Annotated in this window: 25 protein-coding genes and 1 pseudogene; 7 read left to right on the top strand and 19 right to left on the bottom strand. The window is 41.9% G+C overall.

The annotated features are described in order from the left end of the window. Window positions 1–95 precede the first annotated feature (95 nt). Window positions 96–1,643: a hypothetical protein gene (locus AB0756_RS24000; protein ID WP_038086615.1), complete on the bottom strand. Its 1,548-nt coding sequence runs from the start codon at window positions 1,641–1,643 to the stop codon at window positions 96–98. 333 nt (window positions 1,644–1,976) lie between these two features. On the opposite strand from AB0756_RS24000, the gene AB0756_RS23995 reads away from it, so the two are divergent. Continuing rightward, on the top strand, window positions 1,977–2,483 hold the full coding sequence (locus tag AB0756_RS23995; protein WP_038086618.1) for a hypothetical protein: 507 nt from the start codon (window positions 1,977–1,979) through the stop codon (window positions 2,481–2,483). A 427-nt stretch (window positions 2,484–2,910) separates the two neighbouring features. Here AB0756_RS23995 and AB0756_RS23990 read toward each other — a convergent pair whose 3' ends face one another. Then, window positions 2,911–3,057, bottom strand: a complete 147-nt coding sequence (locus AB0756_RS23990) for a hypothetical protein (protein WP_153021549.1) — start codon at window positions 3,055–3,057, stop codon at window positions 2,911–2,913. Between AB0756_RS23990 and AB0756_RS23985 the strand changes: the two genes are divergently transcribed. Then, window positions 3,056–3,382 carry a hypothetical protein gene (locus tag AB0756_RS23985; RefSeq protein WP_038086622.1) on the top strand — a complete coding sequence of 109 codons (327 nt, stop codon included), beginning with the start codon at window positions 3,056–3,058 and terminating at the stop codon, window positions 3,380–3,382. The two genes, AB0756_RS23990 and AB0756_RS23985, sit on opposite strands and share 2 nt — an antisense overlap. A gap of 579 nt (window positions 3,383–3,961) precedes the next feature. On the opposite strand, the gene hcp is transcribed toward AB0756_RS23985, so the two are convergent. From hcp to AB0756_RS23950, 7 genes are all read right to left on the bottom strand, one after another. Next, window positions 3,962–5,512 carry a hydroxylamine reductase gene (gene hcp / locus AB0756_RS23980; protein ID WP_082051590.1) on the bottom strand — a complete coding sequence of 517 codons (1,551 nt, stop codon included), beginning with the start codon at window positions 5,510–5,512 and terminating at the stop codon, window positions 3,962–3,964. A gap of 39 nt (window positions 5,513–5,551) precedes the next feature. After that, window positions 5,552–6,790 carry an RNA-guided endonuclease InsQ/TnpB family protein gene (locus AB0756_RS23975; RefSeq protein WP_050045131.1) on the bottom strand — a complete coding sequence of 413 codons (1,239 nt, stop codon included), beginning with the start codon at window positions 6,788–6,790 and terminating at the stop codon, window positions 5,552–5,554. 632 nt (window positions 6,791–7,422) lie between these two features. Continuing rightward, window positions 7,423–8,052 carry a Uma2 family endonuclease gene (locus AB0756_RS23970; protein WP_038090880.1) on the bottom strand — a complete coding sequence of 210 codons (630 nt, stop codon included), beginning with the start codon at window positions 8,050–8,052 and terminating at the stop codon, window positions 7,423–7,425. Window positions 8,053–8,515: 463 nt separating this feature from the next. Next, on the bottom strand, window positions 8,516–8,680 hold the full coding sequence (locus AB0756_RS23965) for a hypothetical protein (RefSeq protein WP_153021548.1): 165 nt from the start codon (window positions 8,678–8,680) through the stop codon (window positions 8,516–8,518). Window positions 8,681–8,789: 109 nt separating this feature from the next. Continuing rightward, the gene (locus AB0756_RS23960; protein ID WP_038090882.1) at window positions 8,790–9,539 is read right to left on the bottom strand and encodes a dienelactone hydrolase family protein; all 750 of its coding nucleotides are present in this window, start codon (window positions 9,537–9,539) and stop codon (window positions 8,790–8,792) included. A 78-nt stretch (window positions 9,540–9,617) separates the two neighbouring features. After that, window positions 9,618–10,544 carry a helix-turn-helix domain-containing protein gene (locus tag AB0756_RS23955; RefSeq protein ID WP_050045207.1) on the bottom strand — a complete coding sequence of 309 codons (927 nt, stop codon included), beginning with the start codon at window positions 10,542–10,544 and terminating at the stop codon, window positions 9,618–9,620. A 56-nt stretch (window positions 10,545–10,600) separates the two neighbouring features. Beyond that, window positions 10,601–10,993: a monooxygenase family protein gene (locus AB0756_RS23950; RefSeq protein ID WP_038076781.1), complete on the bottom strand. Its 393-nt coding sequence runs from the start codon at window positions 10,991–10,993 to the stop codon at window positions 10,601–10,603. Between the two features lie 131 nt (window positions 10,994–11,124). Here AB0756_RS23950 and AB0756_RS23945 point away from each other — a divergent pair, with 131 nt between their 5' ends. Continuing rightward, window positions 11,125–11,673 carry a PadR family transcriptional regulator gene (locus tag AB0756_RS23945; RefSeq protein WP_038076779.1) on the top strand — a complete coding sequence of 183 codons (549 nt, stop codon included), beginning with the start codon at window positions 11,125–11,127 and terminating at the stop codon, window positions 11,671–11,673. Window positions 11,674–11,753: 80 nt separating this feature from the next. On the opposite strand, the gene AB0756_RS23940 is transcribed toward AB0756_RS23945, so the two are convergent. The 3 genes from AB0756_RS23940 to AB0756_RS23930 form a co-directional block, all read right to left on the bottom strand. Continuing rightward, the gene (locus AB0756_RS23940; RefSeq protein WP_038076776.1) at window positions 11,754–12,062 is read right to left on the bottom strand and encodes a type II toxin-antitoxin system RelE/ParE family toxin; all 309 of its coding nucleotides are present in this window, start codon (window positions 12,060–12,062) and stop codon (window positions 11,754–11,756) included. Continuing rightward, window positions 12,059–12,331: a ribbon-helix-helix domain-containing protein gene (locus AB0756_RS23935; protein ID WP_038076774.1), complete on the bottom strand. Its 273-nt coding sequence runs from the start codon at window positions 12,329–12,331 to the stop codon at window positions 12,059–12,061. Before AB0756_RS23935 ends, AB0756_RS23940 begins: the two co-directional genes overlap by 4 nt. Window positions 12,332–12,499: 168 nt before the next feature. Further along, entirely contained in the window at window positions 12,500–12,775 is a 276-nt protein-coding gene (locus AB0756_RS23930) for a UBP-type zinc finger domain-containing protein (RefSeq protein WP_072040702.1), read from the bottom strand. Window positions 12,776–13,321: 546 nt separating this feature from the next. Between AB0756_RS23930 and AB0756_RS23925 the strand changes: the two genes are divergently transcribed. The 3 genes from AB0756_RS23925 (at window position 13,322) to AB0756_RS23915 (ending at window position 18,872) form a co-directional block, all read left to right on the top strand. Next, window positions 13,322–15,445 carry a caspase family protein gene (locus AB0756_RS23925; protein ID WP_038076772.1) on the top strand — a complete coding sequence of 708 codons (2,124 nt, stop codon included), beginning with the start codon at window positions 13,322–13,324 and terminating at the stop codon, window positions 15,443–15,445. Between the two features lie 150 nt (window positions 15,446–15,595). Further along, window positions 15,596–17,194: a WD40 domain-containing protein gene (locus AB0756_RS23920; RefSeq protein ID WP_050045206.1), complete on the top strand. Its 1,599-nt coding sequence runs from the start codon at window positions 15,596–15,598 to the stop codon at window positions 17,192–17,194. Between the two features lie 49 nt (window positions 17,195–17,243). Further along, window positions 17,244–18,872, top strand: coding sequence for a caspase family protein (locus AB0756_RS23915; protein ID WP_038076770.1), 1,629 nt, complete (start codon window positions 17,244–17,246; stop codon window positions 18,870–18,872). A 54-nt stretch (window positions 18,873–18,926) separates the two neighbouring features. Here the strand turns inward: AB0756_RS23915 and AB0756_RS23910 are convergent. The 4 genes and pseudogenes from AB0756_RS23910 to pyk all read right to left on the bottom strand — a co-directional run. Next, window positions 18,927–19,139 (bottom strand): annotated as a pseudogene (locus tag AB0756_RS23910) (Uma2 family endonuclease); the annotation flags it as partial. A gap of 68 nt (window positions 19,140–19,207) precedes the next feature. Further along, a complete protein-coding gene (locus tag AB0756_RS23905; protein ID WP_038076768.1) occupies window positions 19,208–19,474 on the bottom strand; it encodes a type II toxin-antitoxin system RelE family toxin in 267 nt (88 codons plus the stop codon). After that, window positions 19,471–19,710, bottom strand: coding sequence for a hypothetical protein (locus tag AB0756_RS23900; RefSeq protein ID WP_017743485.1), 240 nt, complete (start codon window positions 19,708–19,710; stop codon window positions 19,471–19,473). The genes AB0756_RS23905 and AB0756_RS23900 overlap by 4 nt, the downstream gene beginning before the upstream one ends. 143 nt (window positions 19,711–19,853) lie before the next feature. After that, the gene (gene pyk / locus AB0756_RS23895) at window positions 19,854–21,623 is read right to left on the bottom strand and encodes a pyruvate kinase (protein ID WP_038076788.1); all 1,770 of its coding nucleotides are present in this window, start codon (window positions 21,621–21,623) and stop codon (window positions 19,854–19,856) included. 251 nt (window positions 21,624–21,874) lie between these two features. Here pyk and crtR point away from each other — a divergent pair, with 251 nt between their 5' ends. Next, window positions 21,875–22,762 (top strand): beta-carotene hydroxylase, encoded by an 888-nt coding sequence (gene crtR, locus AB0756_RS23890; protein ID WP_038076786.1) that lies wholly within the window; start codon window positions 21,875–21,877, stop codon window positions 22,760–22,762. Window positions 22,763–22,867: 105 nt separating this feature from the next. Here the strand turns inward: crtR and aroH are convergent, their stop codons facing one another. The 3 genes from aroH to AB0756_RS23875 form a co-directional block, all read right to left on the bottom strand. Beyond that, window positions 22,868–23,254, bottom strand: coding sequence for a chorismate mutase (aroH, locus tag AB0756_RS23885; protein ID WP_038076765.1), 387 nt, complete (start codon window positions 23,252–23,254; stop codon window positions 22,868–22,870). Window positions 23,255–23,350: 96 nt separating this feature from the next. Continuing rightward, window positions 23,351–24,172: a signal peptide peptidase SppA gene (gene sppA, locus AB0756_RS23880; RefSeq protein ID WP_038076763.1), complete on the bottom strand. Its 822-nt coding sequence runs from the start codon at window positions 24,170–24,172 to the stop codon at window positions 23,351–23,353. Between the two features lie 383 nt (window positions 24,173–24,555). Continuing rightward, entirely contained in the window at window positions 24,556–24,843 is a 288-nt protein-coding gene (locus tag AB0756_RS23875; protein ID WP_072040700.1) for a hypothetical protein, read from the bottom strand. Window positions 24,844–24,999 lie beyond the last annotated feature (156 nt).

Genomic DNA, 24,999 nt, shown 5'->3' with positions numbered 1-24,999 from the left:
AGAGTGATTAACGATCGCCTGTTTTTTCCTAATTTCTTTTACTTCATTGTTTGTCTAATTTGTCAATGCGTAAGTCCTAAATACTTAAAAAAGTTTTAGGGCTTAGATTCGTCTGTTTTTCGCAGGGCATTAGTAACAGCACTACAAGTTGCTTCTGCACCAAATCCCCAAGCTAGGATGGCAAAATAATCCCTCAACCCATTAGCCCCAAAAGTTGACTGCTCCAGGTAAAGTTGATTAAAACCTGTACCTGCCAGAAAAGCGATCGTAGTCAAATAACCTATAAAGGAGAAGAGCTGTAACCTCTGGTTCGGGTTGGGTATTAATGCTGTAATTACCTTTAAAATTGGATTTTCCTCAGCCAGGAAAGATGAAGCTTCATTAACAGATGGGGCAGGTGTTTCCCCAACTGCCACAGTAGGACTAACAGACGTATTAACTCCTACAAACTTGTCCTGCCCAGGTTTAAATTCTCCGACCTTGTCGAACCCTAAACTTTCCTCAATTTTATGTTTTAGTTCTTGGAAAGTTATAGTAGCCGCAACAATTTCCTCCTGTATCACCTGTAGTTCAGGTTGAATGAGCTGTTCTGAAGGTAGAAGGTTGCTCAACTGCTGCTTGAGATTGGTAGCTTTGTCCTGTAGGTTTTGCAGTGTATCTCGAGCGGTCGGTTCTAACTGGCTAGGCTTGAAACCATCAAGCAGTTGCTGAAAATCTATGAGTTGATGAGTAACTTGTATATAATTTAAGTAATGTTGATATAAACGCATAATGTTTTCTGCTAATTCTTTGGGATTGGCGAAGTTTACTACTCTGCTAAGCGTGTCTTTCAAATCGCGCTGGATTGCCTGAATGTAACGAGTGTGCAACTCCTGTCGGGGTAAATCTGCTAGTTTTTTTTCCAAATCTGTTCCCAACTTGCACACCACTAGCCACTCTTCCCTCTGGCGAAACCATCTCCCCCAAACATTTCTGGCTTCCGTAATTGACTGTCTAGCTGCTTCTATTTGCTTGGTGTCCCGCGCCAGTTTAGCATCTACTAGGTGAGTGGAGATGCGTGATGCAAATGAGGCAGGAATTTCTCGATCGCTTTCAAACTGTGTTCGCAAACTTTCTAAGTCCACAGTAATTTCATCAGTTGTTCTGCCCCAACGGCTGTAGCTGGAGACAGTTGTTCCCAAAATCACACCAAATACAAGTACGGCAAACGGCAAATACCAGGGGTCTTTAATCCGAACAGTCACGGGAACCAAAACCTCGTTTCCCTGGTAGCTGAGCAAGATATCACCCTGAAACTCACCGCTTGGAGCTTGCTGTAATTTAAAATTCACAGGAAAGTTTTGTAGGCGATCGACATTGACTTGGTCAATAGTTTCAGGAACTGTAATCAAGCCTTTAGGAAAGACGCGCTCGCGATTGGTGTTATACAAATCAAAAGCATATATGCGTAAGTTAGTAACAGGGGCAGTTGAACGCACGGTTAATATTCTGGTTTCAAGAGCATCTGTTCCACGAGTTCCTACCACTGTTAGCGCCTCTGGTTTGAGCAGCACTTTAGCTTCTGCTAGGGCGGGAGCGCCAGATTTAAATCCTAGGGTTAATACAGTCAAACTCAATAAACTATATCGAAAAATTTGTTTCATATATGCTGGGTGGATTTGCTGAAAAAGGAGAATAATTAGTAAGGATTCAGGTCTAATATTTAGCTGTTGATGGCTTAGTAGTTGCTCTAATCGTCCGAACCTTGAACAAAGACAAGTAAATTATCTGTTTTTTACGCCTCTGCTAACAAGCGATCGTTTGTTTTTTTCTGCTTTCTTTCTCTGCACTTATTGTTTTTTTTGTCAATGCGTAAGTTCTACAATTTAGAAAATTATCAATCTGCCTTACAGAAACTTGAAATCCCAACATAATGCTGTCAATATCATGTCAGTTATGCTAAACCTATCTGAAAAATTTACTCTATCAATCTATCCATGTCGAAAATTCTGCTAGTTACCGTTGGCGGTTCTTTCCAACCCATGGTTACTTCAATCCGCAGCTTGCAACCCAATCGCGTCATTTTTCTTTGTTCTGACGGTGACAATGGTAGCAACTCACAAGTGATTGGAGAAGGAACCCCTTGTGAAGTCCGACGCGGAACCGAAGTTATTGAAAAGTTACCAAATATTCCCACACAAGTTGGATTGGGAGAAAGCTTTCAAAGCGATCGCGACCTCATTTTGATTCAAAATCCCGATAACCTCTCAGAATGTTACCATCATGCCTCATCCTGCATTCGCACTTTGCAGCAACAAAACCCAGAAGATGAAATCATTGCTGACTACACTGGCGGGACAAAAACTATGTCTGCTGCTTTAGTTTTAGCCGCCGTTGATTGTCACATTCCCCTATACGTCACTATCGCCAACACGAGGGAAAACTTGCTACCAGTGAAGCGAGGAGAAATCACGCAAAGAGTGGATACCAGTTTTAGAGATTAGGTTTCTCAAATAACTGACTCTGATGCTGAAAAATTTTAAGCCCTATTGGGTGAAAATTGCCAATCACATGAGATTTTTCTGTAGTATTACCTTACCTACGTGCAGTTCAAAAATCAAATGGAAGTTCTATTAGGTTGGTTCTGAGAGAGACTGTGCTTTGATAGAGCGATCGCTAACCGTTTGTGATTGAGAAGTAAAAGACAACAGCTTTAAGCTAAGCTGATTAGCGATCTCGACCCCAAAATTTCCTATTTTCGACCAGAGGAAACGGACTTAGAGAAATGGCGGCAAAAAGTATTGGATATGAAGGGGGAAGATTGAAAATACAGTACACTAGTATTATAATAAAGCCAACTTGTGCGGAAATTTCCGTAGAAAAGAGTCAATGAGGGAGTATTACAAAGCTCGTGCCGAAGAAGACTAAGATTCAGAAGGAGTACGCTTGACGGGCTGTGTACTCACCTGTTATTGTCACCTCAATTTGCAGCTTGCAACCAAATCGCGTCATTAGTCTTTCAACGATGAGCACCATTCTTTGACTGGCAAAACCTTTACACTTTGAGGATAACATCATGAGCCAATCACCGATAACAGTCACCTATTCATTAGAAGAAGTTTTAAAGCAGATGAATCAGAAGTTAGACAACCTACACAAAGATGTTAACGATTTTAGGACTGAGACTAAGGTAGCCATTGAATCAGTTAAGGGTGACAATAAAAACATTGATACAAAACTGACTAATCTCGAAAAAACTGTTGATGAGATTAAAGTAGACACGAAGAAAAATACAACCGACCTAGCGGACTTAAAAGGGTGGCGTTCGCTCATTGCCCCATTTTTTGTAGCCGTAGTTGTCGCCGCCATCACTGGATTGATTAATTGGGCAATCAGGAAATAATCCGGGACGGGTAGCGAGTGTTCTTTACTCTAGCCCATTACTTAACAATAGCAATGATTTCATAGACTTGTAATTTTGGTAAACCACAAACTTTCGGAAATGAACCTAAAAATCAGGGTTTCAGCCTTTGCGAACAAGAAGGTAAACAGCATTGGTTTAAAGAAGATCTCATTGAGGTAATTAATGACATCGCCTGAAATCCTCAATAATTCGTTGTTGCGTGAAACCCCTCCATTTATGTGAAATGTCAGTATTTTCAACAGGGTGTATAAATAGACTAGTCCAAACAAGAGAAAATCAAGTGTAGCATTTCCTAGTCTGCTGAGGTACAGATATATCTGCGTCCATCTGCTATGGGCTGCAGTTAATTATTTCTTCGGTGTACCTCAAGACATTGGAAATTGCTATATACCTCATTCTGTTGCCAGACAATTGGTAGACGAGCGCAGTTGGGTTGTCGCGATCGCCATGATAATACCAATTTAAACAAAGAATGCGACAGATAGTAGGCACAAATCCAGCCTAAGTAGGACTTTCTCAATCCACGTATCTAAAATCTAAAATCCAAAATGGTATAACTTAACTAAGACAAGCAGCCAGATCGGCATCTGGAGTTGTGGTAGGCATGAGGTGGTACTTCTCAGACAGCAGCTTGAAAACGTTGGGTGAAATAAATGCTGGTAGAGTTGGACCCAAACGGATGTTTTGAATCCCCAGATAGAGTAGGGTGAGTAGAATAGACACTGCTTTCTGCTCATACCAAGAGAGAATCATTGATAGTGGCAGTTGATTCACGTCTACATTAAAAGCGTTCGCTAATGCTAGCGCTATTTGAATTGCAGAGTAAGCATCATTACACTGACCTACATCCATTAATCGGGGTAAACCATTGATGCTTCCTAACTCTTTGTCAAAGAAGCGGAATTTGCCGCAGGCTAGTGTCAGTACGATACAGTCTTGGGGTACTTTTTCTACAAAGGTGCTGTAGTAATTACGACCCGTTTTTGCTCCGTCACAACCACCAACTAAGAAGAAGTGGCGAATATTTCCCTGTTTGACTGCTTCTATCACCTCTCCAGCAACACTTAATACAGCGTTACGAGCAAACCCTGTGGTCACTGTACGCAGTTCGCCATCTTCAGCAAATCCAGGCAGTTGGAATGCTTTTTGGATAACGGGTGTGAAGTCTTCAGTTTCTAAATGGAAAAGCCCCGACCAGCCTACGGGACCGAGAGTGAAAACCCGGTCTTTATATGAATCGTGGGGTGGCATTAGGCAGTTGGTTGTCATAACAATTGGACCGGGGAATTGGGGAAATTCTTTGGTCTGATTTTGCCAAGCGGTACCGTAGTGTCCGTAAAGATGGGGGTATTTTTGCTTTAGTCCTGGATAACCGTGGGCGGGTAGCATTTCTCCATGAGTGTAAATAGAAATGCCAGTTCCAACGGTTTGTTTGAGTAATTCTTCTAGGTGTTTGAGGTCATGACCCGATACTAAAATAGCTTTGCCTTGTTTTTCATTGAGAGGGACTGCGGTAGGAATGGGGTGTCCGTAGCTCAGGGTGTTACCTGAATCAAGGAGTTCCATTGCCAGGAGGTTAATTTCTCCTAATTTAAGCGCCATTGCAACCCAGTCATCTAGGGTTTTATCTTGGGAATCTAGGGATGCAAGAGCTTCATGGCAGAAGGCGTATACTTTATTGTTGTATTGACCTAACCTTGCTGCATGATACGCATACGCTGCAATACCTTTTAAGCCGTATATAACAGTCAATTTTAGCGAGAAGATATCGGTATTTATGGCAGATTGACTGATGAAGTCGTATTCAGCGTCTTTGCCTTGTTGAGTTAAGCCTTCTTTGGTTTCTGCTGGCGTAAAGCAAGCTAATCCAGACCATTGTTGGGATTTACCAGTTAATTGAATTTGGGATTTAATCTTTTCTCGTAAAGCAACACTTTTATAAATATAGTCAACAAATTTATCGCTATCAAAGTTAACATTGGTAAGAGTAGAAAACAGGGCTTCACACGCAAAAATATCGGCTTCCCGACAGGAAATGCCCAATTCATGTGCGGAAAGTGCTACTTGCCCCAATCCGCGCAAACTATGAAGTAGTAAATCTTTTGACATACTCACCGGGCTGAAGCCACGGTGATTCTAGTTCATGGTTCACAGAAGTCCACTTGCTATATCGAGTTTCCCTTCAATAGTAGAGGCGGTCTTCTCCCCATGCTTTCCCTCGCAAGAGGCGGATTCTTCTTGCCCAGAAGTACCGTTTAGTTGCCACTCAGTACCGAGTATCTTCATTCCTTTTTGCAAAATGTTCAGAGCCGCATTGGTATCTCGGCATAGTTCAATTTTGCACTTAGGACAGGAATGCGTTCTGGTACTGAGAGATTTTTTCACTCTATGACCGCAATTAGAACAATCTTGTGATGTGTAGTTAGGTGACACCGCCACAACTGCTTTGTCCCAAATCTTGCCATAATAGTCTAGCCATTGAGTGAATTGATACCAACCAGCATCAGAAATGGACTTAGCCAATTGATGATTTTTTACCATATTGGCAATCTTTAAATCTTCATAGACAACCACATCGTTAGAGTGGACTACGCACCGAGCTTGCTTAATTGCCCAGTCTTGACGCTGCCTCTGAATTTTTAGATGGATTTTACCCAGTCTTTTCCTTTGTCTGTGATAGTTTTTTGATTGGGGTTTAGCACCCTTGACGAATTTCTTACTCAGACGGCGTTGGGCTTTCTTTAATCGCTTTTCTGACGAACGCAAGAATTGTGGATATATCACGGCATTATCGTGTTGATCTTTGGTGAAAAACTTTAACCCCAAATCTAACCCAACAACGTTACCCGTATATTTTCCTGTTTCCTTGCGGTCAGCATCAAAGCAAAACTGAGCATAATAACCGTCTGCTTTTCTAATTACTCGCACCCGATTAATCTTTAATCTGTGCAAGTCTTCTTGAGTTTCATTGTTGCAAAATATAGAAAAAGTTCCAGCCTCAAAGCCGTCAGTGAAGGTGATTGATTTACAATCACTTGATAACTTCCATCCCGAAACTTTGTACTCTACCGAGCGGCAATGTTTTTTGAATTTTGGATAGCCTTTCTTCCCCGAACCTTTTTTGCATCGTGAATAAAACGTAGAGATAGCAGCCCAAGCCCGTTCAGCACTAGCTTGTCTAGCAGCAGAGTTTAACTTCTTTGCGAAAGGAAACTCTGCTGCCAAATCTTTGCATAAGTTGTACAAAATAGCTTTACTAACTCCTTTATTGTCCATCCAAAACCGTACAGCTTTATTTCTAATAAACTGCGTTGTTCTGATAGCCTCATCAAGGGCTAAGTATTGCTCTTTGGTTCCGTTTTTTAGCTTGGCTTCTCTTACTATCATGTCCTGATTATAACATATTTTATCTGCTATATTGCTAGATAAAATAATGTAAAGCCGTCCTTGAAGGACGGGGCTTTAAACCCAGTTTTTTGGTAAAGCATCTACTTCCGGGCTTTTACCACACGCGCCCCGTTGGAAGCATCCTTCTCCTCTCGTTGTTTGTTCGCACTGGTTGCAATACATCTTGTGTCTCCTGTTAGCTTTGTGTGACCTAAATTAGGTATTTGATTTAACTCAAGAGCTATTGTGGATTGAGATTGTGAGTTTGTTGTGAGGTTAGAATTAGGTTAAGTAGGTCGGTATTAAAAATTGTCGTCATGACAAGGCAGAGGGCAGAAGGGAAGAGGTTTTTAGGCTTCGTTATATAATTCGGTTTTTTTGCGCCTCTCTACTTAGAGAGTGGAAACATAGCAAGCTCTGTCAAAGCGCTGTTGCTTCAACTCCAAAAGACTGTCTAAAAGTCCTGTAATTTTGTAGAAAGTTTTAGCGATGCGGCACAGCAGTTGCTACGCGATCGCTCTCAATCGGTAGTTAAATAAACATATCTGTCTCTATAGCAGTTCGTGTAGGAGTTACAAACACCTCTCCCTTGTCTCCCTTGTCTCCCGTTAACTAATTAACCGAACTTGATGTTATGCAACCGAATCAAAAACCTGTTTTGCAGTCAGCTTTAACTGCGATAAGGTAGGGGACACTATCAAATCATTGCCCCGAAATGCAGTCATTTGGTATTCTCCATCAACAAGTTCGCACACGAAAATTGTAGGCTGCTTGGGATTGCCGATAAATTTGCGTCCACCCAACCCAGCATAGTCCACAATCCAGTATTCAGGAATGCCCATTTCTTCATAATCCCCGAATTTATCGTAGTAATCATCACGCCAGTTGGTGCTAACAACTTCGACGACTAAGGGAACGGATGTGGGTAACGATAGAGTTGATTGGTTCTCCCAGTTTGGTTCATTCACAACATTCTCGTAGTTTTGCACCAAAATATCGGAGCAATAGGCGGAGTCATTACCGGGTGTTTTTACAAACACGGTTTTGGGGATGCGGTAGGGTAGCCCCATCTGTAAAAGTTGAAACGCTATTTGTATTGTTAAAAACCCGACAACGCCTTCATGTTTGCCTGTTGGTGGGGGCATTTCGATTATCACTCCTTTATGCAATTCGTACCGTACTACTGAGTTGTCTGGATACCATTCGATAAACTCATCAACAGTGTAGATTTTTGGTTCAGTTTGTGTTTGAGTTGGGGTCATAAGTTATCACCTCCACATATATTTGAATTTAACAGTTCTCTTCCTCAAGAGATAGTCTTAGGCTTTATACCAATTTTCTATGAAGATGCATACAATTAGCCTGCGTATAGCCCTTACGGGCATAGCCTGCGGCATCGCGTAGCGTGCGCTTTGCGCTTAGGCAGGCTTTGTTTGTATAGCCGAGGCAGCGCGTTGCGGAGAGAAGTTGCGGCTTGGGGGTTTCCACGTCAGATGCTTCACTTGGGCAAAGCCCAAGACCGCACTGACTCCCCAATAGCAAACTTCGGAGGGTTCCCCCCGTTGTAGCGCCTGCCGTCCACATTTCCAATGTGAGGGCAATAATGTGCAATTTCACATAGAATTGGTATTAGATCGCTTGAACAACGAAAACAGACAGAATTTGCAGTTTGGTAATGAGTAAGTTTTCAGCAACAACTTTTTTGTGCGACTTATACTGAGTCGTTTATTGCCCTTTGTATTTAATCCTCCAGCATTCTTTCTCATTCAGAATCATCAACTTTCCTACAAACAAATCTGGCTTTGGAGTAAACGCACTACCATAACCCTGTATGCGATCGCTCTGATACTCCTTTGTGGGTTGTTGGCTTTTGGATTGAACGCTATCCAAACATAATGATTAAAAAATACGTGATTAAAAAACTACTCCAGGCGCAGGGGGCGCAGAGGAAAAGATAAACAGAAATAATTCCGATACAAACGGATTTGACATACAATTTTTAGCTTTCTCTGTGCAAATGTCGCTTGAAGAATTGTGTCAGTTGTTGCCAAGCATCTTCCGCCGCCAAGCGGTTGTAGTCGGAGCGTTCGTGACAGAAAAAACCATGACCTGCATTGGGGTAAACTTTCAACGTGTAGTCTTTCCCAAGTTCTTGGAACCGCGACTCAATTTGCCGAATGCGATCGCACGGAATGAACGGATCGACTCCTCCGAAGAACAAGTGGACGGGTACAGTAATATCTTTGACTGCATCAATCCACTCATCTAGCACCATGCCATAAAAAGGGGCGGCGGCTGCTATTTCGGCTGAGAACTTGCAAGCGGTAAGAAAGCTTAATCCTCCACCCAAGCAGAATCCAGTCACCCCAATGCGTTCGCATGGCAGCGCCGCCTCCCCCGGCTTATCGCGATACACATCTTTTTGCGACTTCAAAAAAGCCAACGCCGCTCGAATATCTGCTTCCACAGATTTAAGATCGAGGCGATACATCATTGCCATCGCTGATTCTACCTCATCATATCCAAACTTATTGTTAGGTAACTCGCGATAGTACAAATCGGGAACGAGTACCACATATCCTTCCCTCGCAATTCGGATTGCTACATCTCGAATGTGGGACGTTAAGCCAAAAGCCTCCATCAGCAGAAGAACAGCAGGCTTGTGGTTGGGCTCGGTTGGTGTCAGCAGGAAGGCAGGCATTTGTCCATCCGGTGCAGAGATCGAAACCTCAGTTTGTTCAATTTTCATCTTTTTTCCCCAGTAGAACCTACTGTTAATAGCTTAAAAAGCTTTCATGGCAGGACTCTAGAAAAAAGTTGCGGAGTTTTAGTAAGTTTTTGCGCGATTTCTATCCTTCATGCTTTTTTTAGGAGTTATTCCTACTGTGCGTTTGAAGCATTTCGTCAAGTGGCTTTGATCGGAGAAACCAGTTTGCACGGCAATATTTGCAATACTCAAATCGCTATGCTGCAGCAGATGTTTTGCCTTTTCAATTCGACTTTGTAGAATGTACTGATGTGGAGTTATACCCATCCTTTGTTTGAACAAACGGAGAAAATGATAGGGGCTGATTTGCGCGATCGCACTCAACTCTACTAGTTTCAAGTTCCGATCCAGATGCTCGTGAATATACTCCGTCACTTGTTGGAGCGTTAATTGAGATAATCCATTTGAATAACCAGATACCTTGGGTTGTGTGGTGCAATAGTTTCGTAAGAGGTGAAGCGCTAATGTGGTTTTAAGGCTATCAACTAGCAAATCCCCACCGATTTTGCCAACCTCTACTTCATCTCTCAAAGTTGAGAAAATCCCCTGTAGCAGCGCATCCGACCGATCCATAAACTGAGGAATGAGTTCAATGCGATCGCTATTCACAATATCTTGACCGACCTGTTGGAGAAGTGCAGGCTCAACTGCCAAAATTGCGAACTCAACTGAACCGTCCCAGTTACAGCTATGGGGAATACCTGCAGGAAGAATTGCAATATCTCCTTGATGTCGCGTTTCGCGGTACAACTTGCCATCCAACCACCGTTCTCCTTTTGAGGATGCGGGAAAACAAGAGGACACTGGAGAATGGGCAATGACGTGCATCGTATGTTGGTGCTCTGCAATTTCAAATTTTGGCTGTTGGTAAACTTCCAAATGCAGTTGGCTCCAGCCACAGCTTGAGAGGATGGATGGTTTGGGTAATAGCGAGTTTGCTGCATTGACTTTGCGGTAATCAATGACCGCTACTTGTTGTGCTGACATCCCATACCTCTGTGTGTTGGCATAGCCTTTCCATGAAAAATCGTTTGAACTCTTTTCTATTGTGTCAAACTCGGGTACACCATTGCCATACCTTGCGGTTCGTGGCTATATTTGCCGCTCTGCAACGGTCGATATGTCTCGTTGTACAAACACAGGCTGTTAGGATTCTTCATCACAAATTGCATCATCCGCCGATGTGCTTCACCTCGGAAAAATTGTTTCAAGTCATGTTCCGAACGCCAGTAACTGACCATAACGAGTTCGTTGGGTCCACAAATTCCTGCTTTGACTTGTACGCAACCTTCTGCTGTGGCAGTTGCGTTCTGAATCCAAAATGCATTTTTCCACATCCAGAAAAATCCTGTGCGATTGCGTGTCAAAAAGCCGTTAACAAAGACAACTGCCTCTGGATGCTCTGGCAAATTAATTTGGTAAATGGAATAGTTCATTATGCTTGACCTCTTCTGAGTGCTTGGTAGTGTTGCTTGGGATAAGATATATTCAACAAAAATATTATTCACTAAATTAAATACACAATTTATGTTATATTCAATTTAGTGAATATGTCAACTCAAAGTTTATGTCTCTTAGCTATGCCATTCTGTCAGTCCTAGTCAGTGCTTCGAGCAGTGGCTACGATCTAGCAAAGCGGTTCAATCCTTCAGTAGAAGGGTCAGTTGGTTTTTTTTGGAACGCTAGTTTTCAACAAATTTACCGAGAACTGAACCGTCTAGAAGAAAAAGAGTGGGTGCAAGCGGAATCAGTGCAGCAGGAGAATCGACCTGACAAACGCATTTATACAGTGACGGCATTGGGGAAACAGCAGTTGTGTCAGTGGATTGCCGAGCCAGAAGAGATGGCAGCGATCAAAGATGAATTACTCGTGAAACTCTATGCAGGACATCTCGTGTCTAACAAGACGATAGTGGCAAAGTTAGAAGCCCATCGACAGCAACATCAACAACGATTAGCAATTTATCAAGAAATTAAGAATCAGTACTTTAAAGATCCTCAAACGTTGTCCAATACTCTAAAGTTTGAGTACATGACCTTGCTACGGGGAATTCACCACGAAATGGGCTGGCTGGCTTGGTGTAATGAAATCGTGGTGTTATTAAAATCAGGATAAAGGCAAATGCGAAGTCAGTAACTTTGGAAGAGCTTGAAGTGGAATTAAGCAAGCAAATAAATTCTCAACAATAGTCAGTATTAAGAATCAGAATCATTGAATAGATCTGATAAATTTCGATAACCACTGATGACACGAAAAATCTCTACATCTTGCCCTATAGACATATAAAGAATGAGGTAGTTATCTACTGGGAGGCTGCGGATACCAGGTAAAATTTCATCACGTTGCCGTCCAAGGTTAGGGAACTTAGCAATTTTAGTAAACTTAGCATTAAGCTTACTCAAAAAAAGCTCTGATTGAGCTAAGCCAGATTGTTTAGCAATATAATCCGCAATTTCCTCGATATCTTTAATAGCAGGTTCGGTGAGGCGAAATTGTTGAGTCATGCTTCGTCTGAGACACCGTAGCGCGATCGCAAATTAGAAAGGATTTGAGCCATTGCAGTTGGACCATCAACAACTTCGCCCCTTTGAGATGCTAACAACCCAATGCTTGCTTCTTCTTGAAGCTCTTGCAATCGCCCTTGATAAATATCTTCTTGTTGTTCTAGGAGTTTTACACCTGCAAAAATAACTTCAATTGCGTTTTGATACTTCCCGCTTGTGAGTTGACGTTTTACTAGTGCTTCGACTTCAGGTGGCAGAGAAATGTGCATAGATTTTTTTTAAAGTAGCAGTAATCATAATTGTAAGCTATGCACTCCAATCATAGCCTAAAAGACCAATCCTGATGTTGCTGTAGATGCTTCGCCTTTTCATTCGACTCTGTAGAATATATTGGTATGGCGTTATACCCATTTTTTGCCTTCTAGTTGGACTTTATTTTAATAATTCTTCTGTTGCTCATCCGCAAAACACCACAGCCATTGCTCTCCTAATTCTGCTGAACTAATCACCATATGTCCGGTTTCTTCGTAGTGACGGCGGGAATGTTGATGTTCGGACGAGTCACAGCACAGCATCTTGCCACAAGTCTGACAAATGCGAAGATGTACCCAGCGACCATTAATCCGAATGCATTCTTCACAACGAAATACTGGGTAGTTTGCTTTAAGGATAAGATTTTCTAGAGTCAGTTCATTCAGGTGTTGACAAGACATAAAGTTTCTCGATATGAGTTGGGAGACTCGTTAAATGTTTCTTCCAATTACTAGAGTTTAACCTAACAGTGCGATCGCGAACAATCAAGAGCTAGGAAACTCATGCAACTGATTTAGAAACTCAGCAATTTTCTTTAGATTTTCTTAATTTCTTATTTTTTTGAAAATCCGGAATACTACTTTAATAACGTGTATCATTTTACAACCACTCAAATGTATCAATAATTACCTAAATAAAAATGCTGAAAAGGTTCACACGACTGAACGACAATAAATCTTCAAAAACCTTAGCCTATTGCTTTTCAACCGCTTTGGTCAAAAAAATTTGAAATCCTACTTTTCCCGTTAGTCCATGGAGGCGGACTTTTTTTGTACAGATGCGACTTCCAATCACCTCATTTATTCTTGACTCTAGAAGAATGAAAGAGTGCGATCGCGAAAGTCAATCCTCTCATTTATGTGATAGAAGCTACACGATAAGCGGGCTGATAGCAAGAAATCATTAGGTTAATCGATTATTCACTTTAGAGGAAAGCAAAAAGAAAAATGGCTGACCCAATTAATCAAACAATGAATATTTACGCATTATTAATTGGCATCGACTACTATCTACCTAATACGTTGTACAAGAGTCTGAAAGGATGCGTGCGTGACATAAATCTTGTAGCAGACTATCTCATAAAAACTTTGCAAATTCCTTCTGAAAGGATGTTTAAGCTCACTTCTCCAAATCCTGGAACCTCTGATAATACCGAAATCCTGGACTTAACACCAACCTATGAAAATATTGTTGCAAAGTTTCGTACCGTCACAGAAATAGCGCAACCAGGAGAGCAAGTATACATTCACTACTCCGGACATGGAGGACGTGCAAAAACCATTTATGAAAAACTGAAAGGGGCTGACCAATATGATGAATGTATTGTGCCAATGGATATTGGCAATGGAGGTCGCTACTTACTGGATATCGAATTAACAACTCTCTTGAAGCGAATGACGGATAAAGGGTTGGTTGTCACAATTATTATGGATAGCTGCCACTCTGGAGGAGTAACCCGAGGTGATGCTGCTATCCGAGGCGGAGAAGAAACTGACAAAACACCGCCTAACCATAAAAGCTTGGTTGCCGAAGATGAAGAGTTGATCGCAAATTGGAAAGCTCTAAATGGAGGAATAGATGGTGACACAGCATGGGTTCCTCCAGCAAATAATTACCTTCTCTTGGCAGCCTGCCGTCCTAATGAGTATGCATACGAGTATGCATTTGATGGTAAGGAGCGACATGGAGCGCTAACTTACTGGATCGTTCAAACTCTGGCAACTAGTTCCACAACAGGATTGAGTTTCAGGGCGTTGTACGATCGCGTTTGCGCTCAAATTCAGAGTAAGTTTCCTCAACAATTACCCATGTTGGTTGGTGATGGCACTCGCATAGTCTTTGGAAATGAGAACTTACCGCATCACTACACGCTAGCAGTTACTAGTGTAAACTCTAACCAAAAACAAGTTACCTTGAATGCTGGGTTAGCTCATGGACTCAGTGATGGCACAAGATTTGCCATTTACCTACTGAATACAACAGATTTTTCCAAGCGGCAACAACAACTAGCAATTGTTGAACTCGAAGACGTTCAAGCCAATAAAGCGGTTGCTAGAGTTTTAGAACCTCAAGAGGGGGGTATTGCGGTTACAGAAAAAATCGAACTAGGTGCTCCTGCTGTTATGGTATCTGCACCCGTCGATCTCGTGCGTCGAGTTCGCTTGTTTGACACGAAAGAAGTAGGAGATAAAGAAAATCAATTACCATCCGAGTTAGCTGGAAAACAAAAAGAAGCTTTAGAGCCAGTTCGGCAAGCTTTGGCTGGCAATGGTTGGGTGGTTGAAGTAGAACCTGGTGACAAGCAAGAGGCTCACTATCAAGTTGCGGTTGGTAGAGATGGCGAGTATGAAATTTGTATTGGCACGCCTCTTAAAAACTTAGGTTTACCACTGCAAATTGATGCTCCAAATGCAGCGACTGGGATAGTCAATCGCTTGGTTCATTTAGCAAAATATCAAGCAGTTCAGGCACTTGATAATCCAGCTTCTGAACTTGCTGATTATCTTGAATTTGAATTAGTAGACCAGAGAAAGCAATCGTTTTCTGAAACTAACAATTTAGTTTTAACACCAGGGGAATCAGTGTTTTTACGAGTCAAGAATACCTATTCTCAACCTCTCAGTATTGCTGTTCTCGATTTAGAACCCACTTGGGCTATTTCTCAAATTCCCATTGAGGGAATTTCTAGTATTTTCTTTTCTATTGAAAAGGACCAACAAGTACATATAAGAATGAGTCCTGCTTTGCCAAGAGGATACAAACAAGCTGAAGAAACACTCAAACTGTTTGCAACTCGCGGTCTTGCTAACTTCCAATGGCTAACTTTGAATGCTCTAGATAAGGATTTTGGTCAAAGAGGAAATCTTGATGGACACCTTGAGGAGGAAGCAGAAAAACTTACAGAAAGGGGAGAAGCTCATCATATCAATCCTCTCAACAAACTCTTGGCTACTATTGGTGCTGATGTTGACACTCCACCACCGCCTGAGTTAACTCGTGCAATGGTTTACGAACCCGATCCCAATGCTGAATGGGCAACCAAACAGGTAAAGTTTACTATTAAGCAATAGTTTCTAAATAGGGCTATCAAAGAGAATTGCACGAGAATTAAAAATAACAAATTCCTTTCTTGATTTTGACAGCCCCTCTACTATGAAAACTCGATTTATTGTTCAGTTAGCTAATGACAAAATCTGAACTTTTTGTAAAGGAGTTAAGGCTTGAAGACAATACTAATTTTAGCATCCAATCCCAAAGGAACTTCAGCCCTCGATTTAGACCGTGAAATTCGCGACATTCGAGAAGGTTTGAGGCGATCGCAAAATCGCGATGAATTTCGCATCGAAGTACGAGGAGCAGTACGCCCTATCGATCTGAGACGCGCCTTGTTAGATGTTGAACCGCAAATTATTCATTTCTGCGGACATGGAACTGGCAATGATGGTTTGGTTTTAGAAGGTGACGATGGCGAAGAACGTCTTGTTAGTGGTGAAACGCTATCTGGATTGTTTAAACTTTTTGCCAATAAAGTGGAATGTGTTTTACTGAATGCCTGTTACTCGGAAGAGCAAGCAACGGCAATTGTTCAACACATTAACTATGTCATTGGTATGAATCGCGAGATTCTGGACGAAGCCGCCATCGCATTTGCTGTGGGTTTCTATGATGGCATTGGTGCTGGTAAGTCTATTGAAATGGCATATGAACTAGGCTGCAATGCAATCGATCTAGAATTGTCAGCGCCATCATCTCAGCATCGGAAGATGATTGTTCTTTCTTCTCCAGAAGAGACACAGAAAACTCTATCTTCAACGCATTCAATTCCGGTGTTGAAGAAGAAAAGCGAACCTAACACTATCAGTGTACCAACTACTACTGCGCTCGGAACATCCAACAGCGAATCTCTTATTGGTCATGCGGATTGGATTCGTTCCCTCGCATTTAGTCCTGATGGTAAAAGGCTTTTAAGCAGCAGCAACGATAAAACAGTGAGACTGTGGGATGTGCAATCGGGTCAACTCTTACATCTGCTAACAGGACATCGCGATCGCATCAAATGTGTTGGTATCAGCCCTGACGGACAAATTCTGCTCAGTAGCAGTACTGATGCGATCGTTAAGGCATGGGATTACAGTCAACTGTCAGATAAAAAAACAGGAGATTGTCGCTACACAATAAAAGCTTCTTCTAAAACACTAACTTTAGTTCAGGCATTACCCGTTAATCCAAATCCCCAACGCTCGTGCTTTGCTACGGGTGCAGAACATGGGAAAATTTCTCTCTGGGATTTAAAGACGGGAAAATGGTTGCGTAGTATTCAAGCTCACCAAAGTGCAGTTCTCACACTTGCTTTCAGTTCTGATGGACGAATGCTAGCTAGTGGCGGTCAAAATTCCACTGTTAAACTTTGGGATTTAGACAAAGGTACTGAACAACCAGCCTACATTATTCCTTACGCTCATTTAAGCGAAGTTTTGTCATTGGCAATTAGCTCGCAAACTCAAACCCTAATTAGTAGCGGTGCAGATCGAACAATCAAGCTTTGGGATTTAGCAACAGGTGAAAAGAAAGCTCCTCATATTTTGACAGGTCATGCAGGTCGCGTTTGGTGTGTTGCCATCAGTCCAGATGGAACAAAAATTGCCAGTGCTAGTGCGGATTACACTGTGAAACTCTGGGATTTGGCAACAGGGAAGTTATTGCAAACCTTTACAGGACATTTAGGAGAGGTGCGTGCAGTTGCCTTTAGCCCTGATGGCAATTTAATTGCTAGTGGCGGTGATGACATGGAAATTAAGCTCTGGCAGCTTCAAGTATGAGAATTATTTTATACAAAACAAATTGCAATTAAGAAATAACGTGAGGATTATGACGGAGCAAATTCAAGAAATAGAAAGACTCGAGCGTAAGATGACTGTGTTAGATGTCGAAGTTGAATTTGAACCTGTCAAGCAGGGGCGCTCGCTCGTCGTGGTTATTGGTATTGACGAGTATGTCCACTGGCAAAAACTTAAGAATGCTGTTCGGGATGCAATCGGTCTTCAACAGGCGCTCATCGACAAGTTGGGATTTTCAGCACCGATAGCTCCGCTGTTTAACGAAGCAGCGACTAAAACAGCGATCGCATCTCTAATTGAGGATCGGCTTCGTGAAGAGTTACAAGAAGATGACAACTTGGTATTATTTTTTGCAGGGCACGGGCATACCCGTGTTGACAAAGTAGGTGGCAAAGTCGTTGGAGAAACAGGGTTCATCGTCCCAGTAGAAGCACAAGGACCAAAAGAAGTTTGGAGTGATTACATCAAAATCGATCCACTTCTTCAATCCATTAGCTGCCTTCCTGCAAGACATATCCTTGTGATTCTAGATTCCTGTCATAGTGGTTTTGCATTGGGTGAAGCAATGAAGATCTCCCGAGATGCAGTTCGCTATGAAAAAGACCTTAGCAGTCGAATCAGTCGCAAAGTAATTACTTCCGCCCGACGGGAGCAACGGGCATTAGATGGCGGACCAATTCCCGGTCACTCATTATTTACTGGTACATTAGTGGATGGGTTTAACTGGGGCAAAGCAGATTTAGATAACAATGGACTGATTACTTCTTCAGAATTGGGATTATTCATTCAACAAAAAGTTGGTCAAGCCTCTGAATCAAGACAAACACCAGACTTTGGAGCGTTTTATCTCGACGATCGAGGTGAGATGGTAATCTCATTACGGAATCAAAGCTTTGATGCACTAAAAGCCCGTGCGTTTTCTGCTCTTCAGTGTGGCGAAATTACAACTTTCAAGGAATTGACTCAACAGATTGTCACATTAAAATCGAGTAGTCCTGAAGCTCTTTATCTTGAGTATAGGCTCAAGCTCCTTGAAAGCAATATCAAAGAAGCTGCCACTGCTGCACAAAAACTTTTTTCTCTACATCCACCTACCGGGAGGATTCCTTTATCATCAAAAGACCTTGAAACAATTAATTCTTACTTAAATATTCCGAGTTGGGCATATAGCTTCACTATTTCAGAGACTGACTTTCCTGTTGAAATAGCGTTGCTTTCCGGTTTAGATAGTGACAATTTTGAGGTTGCTCAAGAACAAATGCTTGGTGAGCTAAGAGGATTTTACTTTAAAGATGGAAATTCTTTTCAATTTAGGATTAAAAATCTCACTGATTCGCAAATTTACATTTACTTGATTAGAGTTGACTCTGCAGGTCGTATTGAGTCTATACCTATCTGGCGTGATGATTATATTGACTGGCAAGGGTTAGAGCCTGGAATAACAGCGCTAAGCTATTTATTTGAAGTGACCAAAGATAAAGAATTTGGTGGAATACATGAATTCCGCTTTTTTTCCTCACCTCAAAGGATTAATCAGTTACTGCGAGCTCCATCTTCAGATTCTCGTGGAGGATTACAAGGTTTGCAGAATCTTCAAGATATCACCTTGAGTGATTTAAAAAAAATTAGAACAAAGGTTATTTACTATAGTGAAATTTAACATCAAGTTAACTATCGATAAAACTAAGTATGATTTTAATAAACTATTGGACTATAAGCTAAGCTGTTGACTCCAAAGCCTACCGTTTGCATTGGGTTGGAGTTGCTGATATTGTCCACGAAGCAACTCAAATCCTTGAAATTCTAAACTATCTGGGTCAAACCAGAAATATTCTGGAGTGCGAAAAATGTCTTAATATATTTGCTTTTTCAAACCTCGGTCTGTTGCAGCTGTTTTTGGTGAGAGAATCTCAATGATGACGTTGGGACACGGACTACCATAGATATTACTAGTTTGTAAATAGCGGCATCAATGTAGTTTTCTCCATGCAACTTTTAACCATCATCCTTATAAACTTCGCTCCGATGTTTTACTTTGACGACAGTTACCTTTAAAACGTCATCTTCTATTTCATAAACTATACGATAATCACCAATACGAATACGATATGAATTTTTTTGCCCTTTTAACTTTTTAACCCCGTCTGGACGCGGTTCTATTTTTAAATCATTGACTCTCGCTTGTATGCGTTCTTGTACGTCGAGGGGTAGTTTTCTCAACTGTTTTTTGGCACCCTTTGTAAATTTTACTTTGTAACTCACGCAACGTCCTTGTGTCTATCGTTTCTTATTTCTTCTTCTATTTCCTCCCAAGACACAGTACCATTAATGCGTATGTCTTCTCTAGCTTCTTCAATAGCTAATAAGTCTTCTTCATCCTCTATATCATCGATTCGTTTTAAAAGTGCGTAAATCTCATCTAATGTACTGTCATAAGCTTGATGTAGCAGTACATTAATCTCTTTAATTAATTGTTGTCTATCTTGTTCGGTTTTCATTGTTAAACTTATGCTCTTATTATTAATTTAATATATTATACTTTACTCGTCTGCGTACTCTGCGCCTCTGTAGTTAAATAAATGATTTTCAAACCGCAGAGGAACACAGAGCACAGAGACAATATAAGGAGTGACCTCTTAATTTACGGAGTGCCAACTGCGCCAGAGTAAACCAAACCGCGCTGTATATCCATCGTCAAAATGGCTCCATCGCGAATGACTTGTGTGGCATTCTTCACACCAACAATGACCGGCACCCCAAGACGCAACCCGATGACAGCTGCATGACTGGTGAGACTTTCATCTTCAGTAATAATTCCAGCCGATTTACGAATTGCATCAACAAAATCAGCACTGGTAGTAGGCGCAACCAAAATTTCTCCGTGATTGAAATTGCTTGCATCCATACCGGTGTGAGCAACTCTTGCGCGACCGCTGACAGAACCTTGTCCCAATCCAATTCCCTGACCGAGAACTGCTGTCACAACTTCAACTTTAATCAAATCTGTGGAACCGGAAACGCCTTGGAGAGTTCCTGCAGTCATAACGACCAAATCTCCTTCAGACAACAAGCCCCTTTCTTGAGCAACGTTCATGGCTGCTTGGAATGTCTGACCTGTAGAAGGAAGTTCTAACATCAACAACGGTTTAACCCCCCACACGAGCTGTAATTGCCGTGCCACATTCACGTGAGGTGTCACTGCTAAAATTGGTGTCTGGGGACGAAATTTGGAAACATTTCGCGCTGTTGCTCCTGTTTGTGTCAGAGTCATAATTGCTGCTGCACCTAGCTGTTCTGCAATTTGACCGACTGCTTGGCTGATAGCGTTGGGAATGGAACGCTTTGGATCTCTTAGCAGACTGGTGTTGGTGTTTTCTGCTTCTTCTTGTTCGATACGTTCGGCAATCCGCGCCATGGTAGCCACAGCTTCCACTGGAAACTTACCAACTGCGGTTTCATTCGAGAGCATCACCGCATCCGTACCATCTAAAATCGCATTAGCCACATCCGATACTTCAGCACGAGTTGGACGGGGGTTACTCACCATGCTGTCTAACATTTGAGTGGCGGTGATAATGGGAATACCCAAACGATTGGCAGTCGCAATCAATCGTTTTTGTAATATCGGTACATCCTCGGCTGGCAATTCTACGCCGAGATCGCCTCTTGCTACCATTACCCCATCGCACAACGCTAGAACGGCTTCCATTTGTTCGATCGCTTCGTGCTTTTCTATTTTGGCAATAACCGGTACTTGCTTACCCGTGCTGGAAATGAGCTCTTTAATCTCAATCATATCCTGAGGATTGCGGACAAAAGAAAGAGCGACCCAGTCAACGCCCTGATCGAGACCAAAAATCAAATCCTCTCGGTCTTTTTCCGTCATTGCTTTGATGGACAGGTAAACTCCCGGAAAGTTCACTCCTTTGTTATTGGAAAGTGTCCCGCCCACAGTCACGCGACAGTGCAAATCGCCTTTTTCGCGATTGATATCCTCTACGAGCATTTCCACTCGCCCGTCGTCTAGCAGAATTCTTGACCCTGTTGGTACTTCATCTGCCAAATAATCGTAGGTTACGCAACTTATATCCTGCATACCCACAACCGGGCGATTCGTTAGAATAAAGGGATCGCCTTTTGCCAAAACTATAGATCCATTTTCAAACTTTCCCAGACGAATCTTCGGTCCTTGTAAGTCTTGAAGGATGGCTACTGGTTTGTTAAGTTCAAATGCGGTTTGTCGGATGAGGCGGATATTTCGCTGATGGTCGGCGTGAGTTCCGTGGGAAAAGTTGAGTCGCAATGTGGTTGCACCAGCTTCAATAATGGCTTTTAGCATTTCCGGGCTGCTAGTAGCAGGTCCGATTGTGGCGACAATTTTTGTACGGCGAAGGGAATCTTTTAGTTGCATAGGAGCTGAACTAGTGGGAGCTACTCTGGGAATCATCCTAATGTTAGGATGCATCTCTTGTCTGTCGCTACAGAACCAATCGTGAACGACTCGCTTGAAATCATACCCTTATTCTGCTGCTAATATGTGGAATCGATGATAAATTTTGTAGACAAAATTTACTTTCTGCAATTTTGTCTGTCAAAACTTAACTTTCATTCATAGAAAAGTGGCATTATCTAGATAACCAATCGGCGAAAAAGGAGTTTATGATGCTGACGTCGGAGGCACCAAAGCCACTGACAGTCCCCCCAAAGGAGTTTCTAGCGCCTCCGGGTGATTTCAACCCGACGCTGCTCATGTTTTTGGTAGCGGTGGCAATACTAGTGTTATCTAACTTTGGCTACTGGGTTTGGGAATGGCAACACTGGGTGTGCTTTACTGCTAATACTCTTGCTTTACACATGGCAGGTACGGTAATTCACGATGCCTGTCACCAATCTGCTCATCGCAATCGAGTCGTTAATGCTATGTTGGGTCATGGCAGTGCTCTGATGCTTGCTTTTGCATTCCCCGTCTTCACAAGAGTCCATTTGCAGCATCACGCTCATGTTAACGACCCAGAAGACGATCCGGATCACTACGTCTCCACAGGCGGTCCTTTGTGGTTGATTGCAGTGCGATTTTTATACCATGAAGTATTTTTCTTTAAGCGACAATTGTGGCGCAAAAACGAACTACTTGAATGGTTTATCAGCAGGTTGATTGTCGGTTCAATCTTTTACATCTCGGTTCAGTACCACTTTTTAGGTTACATTCTCAATTTCTGGTTTATTCCTGCTTTTGTTGTAGGCATAGCACTGGGACTGTTTTTTGATTACTTACCCCACCGTCCTTTTACAGAACGCGATCGCTGGAAAAATGCTCGCGTTTACCCCAATCCCATTCTCAACATTTTGATTATGGGGCAGAACTACCATCTCATTCATCATTTGTGGCCTTCCATTCCCTGGTATAATTATCAGCCCACGTATAACTTGATGAAACCTCTCCTGGATGAAAAAGGCTGCTATCAATCAACAGGGTTGCTACAGAAAAAAGATTTTTTTGGATTTGTCTATGACATCTTTTTAGGCATTCGGTTTCATCACAGCAACTAGGTAGGCATTGGGCATTAGGCAATAGGGCACTGGGCGTTTGGCATTGGGCGTAAGTCATTTATTCCACCTTGTCTACCTTGTCCCCTAATCCCTAATCCCCAGTCCCTAATCCCTAATCCCGACTCCCTCCAAAACAGGCAAAGACCAGTCAGGGCGCAAACTTGCGGCGTGACGTAAATAAATGTGATGGATTGGGGCAGAAGCAGGAACGTGAACGTGAACTAAAAAACGGATGCAACGTTCCAAACTCCCCTCAACATGCATTTGCTGTACATCCAACATGGGTACAACATCCCAATAAGGACGCTTTCGTGCGATCGCAGCCGGAAAAGTTGCGTTTAAATCGCTTGTGACACTAAACGTTATGCTAATAATATCTGTTGGATGTAATTGATTCCGTTTTTCAAGTTCATCAAGTAGTTCCATTACCGCTTCTTGCATTGCTTCAACCGTATTTTCTGAGACGGTTGTTGCGCCGCGAATCGCCCGCATTCGCCACTCCACTTATTTTTCCTCCTTAATTATTCACCGATCGCTGTTTATTCATTGTCTCAGACAAACGACAAAGGACAAATGACGATTTTTTCTTTATGGTCTATATAACCATAAAGGCAATCCACTTGTGGACATTTCAAATTCAACCCAATCAATTCCAGCACTTAACCCTGGTGAAGCTTGGATACTTCCTTGTACGAGACGACTTAACAAAGGCTTGCGTTCTTCTAAGGTATAAACAGGAGTTTTTTCAGGATCGAGACTAACAAGTTCGCAAGCCCAACGGCGAGCATCTTCTTCTGTTCCCAATCGATCTATGACACCTAGCTCTAATGCTTGCTGTCCGGTAAAAATTCGACCATCTGCAAAACTTCTTACTGTTTCTACACCTAGGGAACGAGCATCAGCCACAGTTTGTACAAACTGCTGGTAACTCGTATCAATTAATTCTTGCAAAATGTTTTGTTCTGGTTCTGTCAGTTCTCTGTCAAAAGCCAAAATATCTTTGTAAGGTCCTGACTTAATTACCTTAAAAGAGACACCAATTTTTTGCAACAAGCGTTCCAAGTTGTTACCGCGCAATATCACACCAATGCTACCCGTAATCGTACCGGGATTTGCCATGATGTGTTCTGCTCCCATACCGATGTAAACTCCACCCGAAGCAGAAATGTTACCAAAACTAGCAACTATTTTCACTTTTGAGCGCAATCTTTTCAACGCACTGTAAATTTCTTGAGAATCTCCTACCGTACCGCCAGGACTGTCAATCCGTAGCAACAGTGCAGGAAATTTTCTTTCTTCGACTGTTTTCAACGCTTCCAAGACACGCTTGCGAGTAGCACTCGCAATTGCACCAGTAATTTCAATCCGAGCAATTTGTTTCTGGAATTTAGGTTTAAAAGGCCATACCATGAGCAGTTAAAAAACTCCTAACAGACTTAGACACGAGATGCAAAGCACGTATAATACCTGCTTTTCTATGTTAAGAAAAACAAGCAGATGTTGCGAATCTCACCGCTTTTATAAAAATTTTATATTTTCTTTAGATTTATTTTTAACCTGGTTTGTTAAAATTTAAACAGAAAGTAATAAAAAAGTATACAAATCTTCAAAGCTTAAGTTATAAAAGAGCAGACAGAGTTAATAAACTTCAAATCATACAGGATTTGCAGAGAAAAGGAATTATCTACAGGCATAGTTAAGTTCCACCTACTGTAGAAGCTAGGAGAGCAAAGGTTTAGTAAAGTTAACAATTGGGAAAATTTTTACGTATCTCTAGCGAAAAAGCAGTGGATCTAGCGTAAAATTTGACACCTGTAATAGGCGTAAACTTCAAAGAGCGCCCCAGCAACACTAAAGGTAGAACAAATAACAAATAGACCGCCAAGGGGAGTCCCACTCCCGAAGATAGAAAGAAATTCCAACAGAGGAGTTGCGATCGCATCAGTTATGGCTTGTAAACCGGGAATGTAAGCCAAAAGAGAGACACTCAGGAAGAAACTACCGATAAGAAGCATGGGAGCAACAAAACTAAAGATAATCGATAGTAAGAGAGATCGGAGAAAGTTCGTAATAATGCTCATTGGGCAAGAATAAAATAAATGAGTAGTTAACAAAGCAATCCCATTATCAATTTCTACAATAAGCGCGATCGTCCCGTTTCAGGGGAGAGTTCAAAAATCTTAAGTTTACATTAAAATACATACACAATCTCTCTCAGAGATGTTTTGCGATCCCCA

It is taken from the genome of Tolypothrix campylonemoides VB511288_2, assembly GCF_045999855.1.
Taxonomy (GTDB): domain Bacteria; phylum Cyanobacteriota; class Cyanobacteriia; order Cyanobacteriales; family Nostocaceae; genus Scytonema; species Scytonema bouteillei_A.
The sequence above is the reverse complement of the archived record's forward strand: the minus strand, read 5'-3'. Positions and strand labels throughout refer to the sequence as shown.

Excerpts from the sequence above, each read along its gene's own strand:
- hcp (WP_082051590.1), bottom strand. The coding sequence starts at position 5,512 with ATGTCAAAAGATTTACTACTTCATAGTTTGCGCGGATTGGGGCAAGTA.
- AB0756_RS23975 (WP_050045131.1), bottom strand. The coding sequence starts at position 6,790 with ATGATAGTAAGAGAAGCCAAGCTAAAAAACGGAACCAAAGAGCAATAC.
- sppA (WP_038076763.1), bottom strand. The coding sequence starts at position 24,172 with ATGGTATGGCCTTTTAAACCTAAATTCCAGAAACAAATTGCTCGGATT.
- aroH (WP_038076765.1), bottom strand. The coding sequence starts at position 23,254 with ATGCGGGCGATTCGCGGCGCAACAACCGTCTCAGAAAATACGGTTGAA.
- AB0756_RS23925 (WP_038076772.1), top strand. The coding sequence starts at position 13,322 with ATGGCTGACCCAATTAATCAAACAATGAATATTTACGCATTATTAATT.
- AB0756_RS23985 (WP_038086622.1), top strand. The coding sequence starts at position 3,056 with ATGAGCCAATCACCGATAACAGTCACCTATTCATTAGAAGAAGTTTTA.
- AB0756_RS23960 (WP_038090882.1), bottom strand. The coding sequence starts at position 9,539 with ATGAAAATTGAACAAACTGAGGTTTCGATCTCTGCACCGGATGGACAA.
- AB0756_RS24000 (WP_038086615.1), bottom strand. The coding sequence starts at position 1,643 with ATGAAACAAATTTTTCGATATAGTTTATTGAGTTTGACTGTATTAACC.
- AB0756_RS23955 (WP_050045207.1), bottom strand. The coding sequence starts at position 10,544 with ATGTCAGCACAACAAGTAGCGGTCATTGATTACCGCAAAGTCAATGCA.
- crtR (WP_038076786.1), top strand. The coding sequence starts at position 21,875 with ATGCTGACGTCGGAGGCACCAAAGCCACTGACAGTCCCCCCAAAGGAG.
- AB0756_RS23990 (WP_153021549.1), bottom strand. The coding sequence starts at position 3,057 with ATGATGTTATCCTCAAAGTGTAAAGGTTTTGCCAGTCAAAGAATGGTG.
- AB0756_RS23935 (WP_038076774.1), bottom strand. The coding sequence starts at position 12,331 with ATGCACATTTCTCTGCCACCTGAAGTCGAAGCACTAGTAAAACGTCAA.
- AB0756_RS23995 (WP_038086618.1), top strand. The coding sequence starts at position 1,977 with ATGTCGAAAATTCTGCTAGTTACCGTTGGCGGTTCTTTCCAACCCATG.
- AB0756_RS23950 (WP_038076781.1), bottom strand. The coding sequence starts at position 10,993 with ATGAACTATTCCATTTACCAAATTAATTTGCCAGAGCATCCAGAGGCA.
- AB0756_RS23875 (WP_072040700.1), bottom strand. The coding sequence starts at position 24,843 with ATGAGCATTATTACGAACTTTCTCCGATCTCTCTTACTATCGATTATC.
- AB0756_RS23900 (WP_017743485.1), bottom strand. The coding sequence starts at position 19,710 with ATGAAAACCGAACAAGATAGACAACAATTAATTAAAGAGATTAATGTA.
- AB0756_RS23940 (WP_038076776.1), bottom strand. The coding sequence starts at position 12,062 with ATGACTCAACAATTTCGCCTCACCGAACCTGCTATTAAAGATATCGAG.
- AB0756_RS23930 (WP_072040702.1), bottom strand. The coding sequence starts at position 12,775 with ATGTCTTGTCAACACCTGAATGAACTGACTCTAGAAAATCTTATCCTT.
- AB0756_RS23970 (WP_038090880.1), bottom strand. The coding sequence starts at position 8,052 with ATGACCCCAACTCAAACACAAACTGAACCAAAAATCTACACTGTTGAT.
- AB0756_RS23945 (WP_038076779.1), top strand. The coding sequence starts at position 11,125 with ATGTCTCTTAGCTATGCCATTCTGTCAGTCCTAGTCAGTGCTTCGAGC.
- pyk (WP_038076788.1), bottom strand. The coding sequence starts at position 21,623 with ATGCAACTAAAAGATTCCCTTCGCCGTACAAAAATTGTCGCCACAATC.
- AB0756_RS23915 (WP_038076770.1), top strand. The coding sequence starts at position 17,244 with ATGACGGAGCAAATTCAAGAAATAGAAAGACTCGAGCGTAAGATGACT.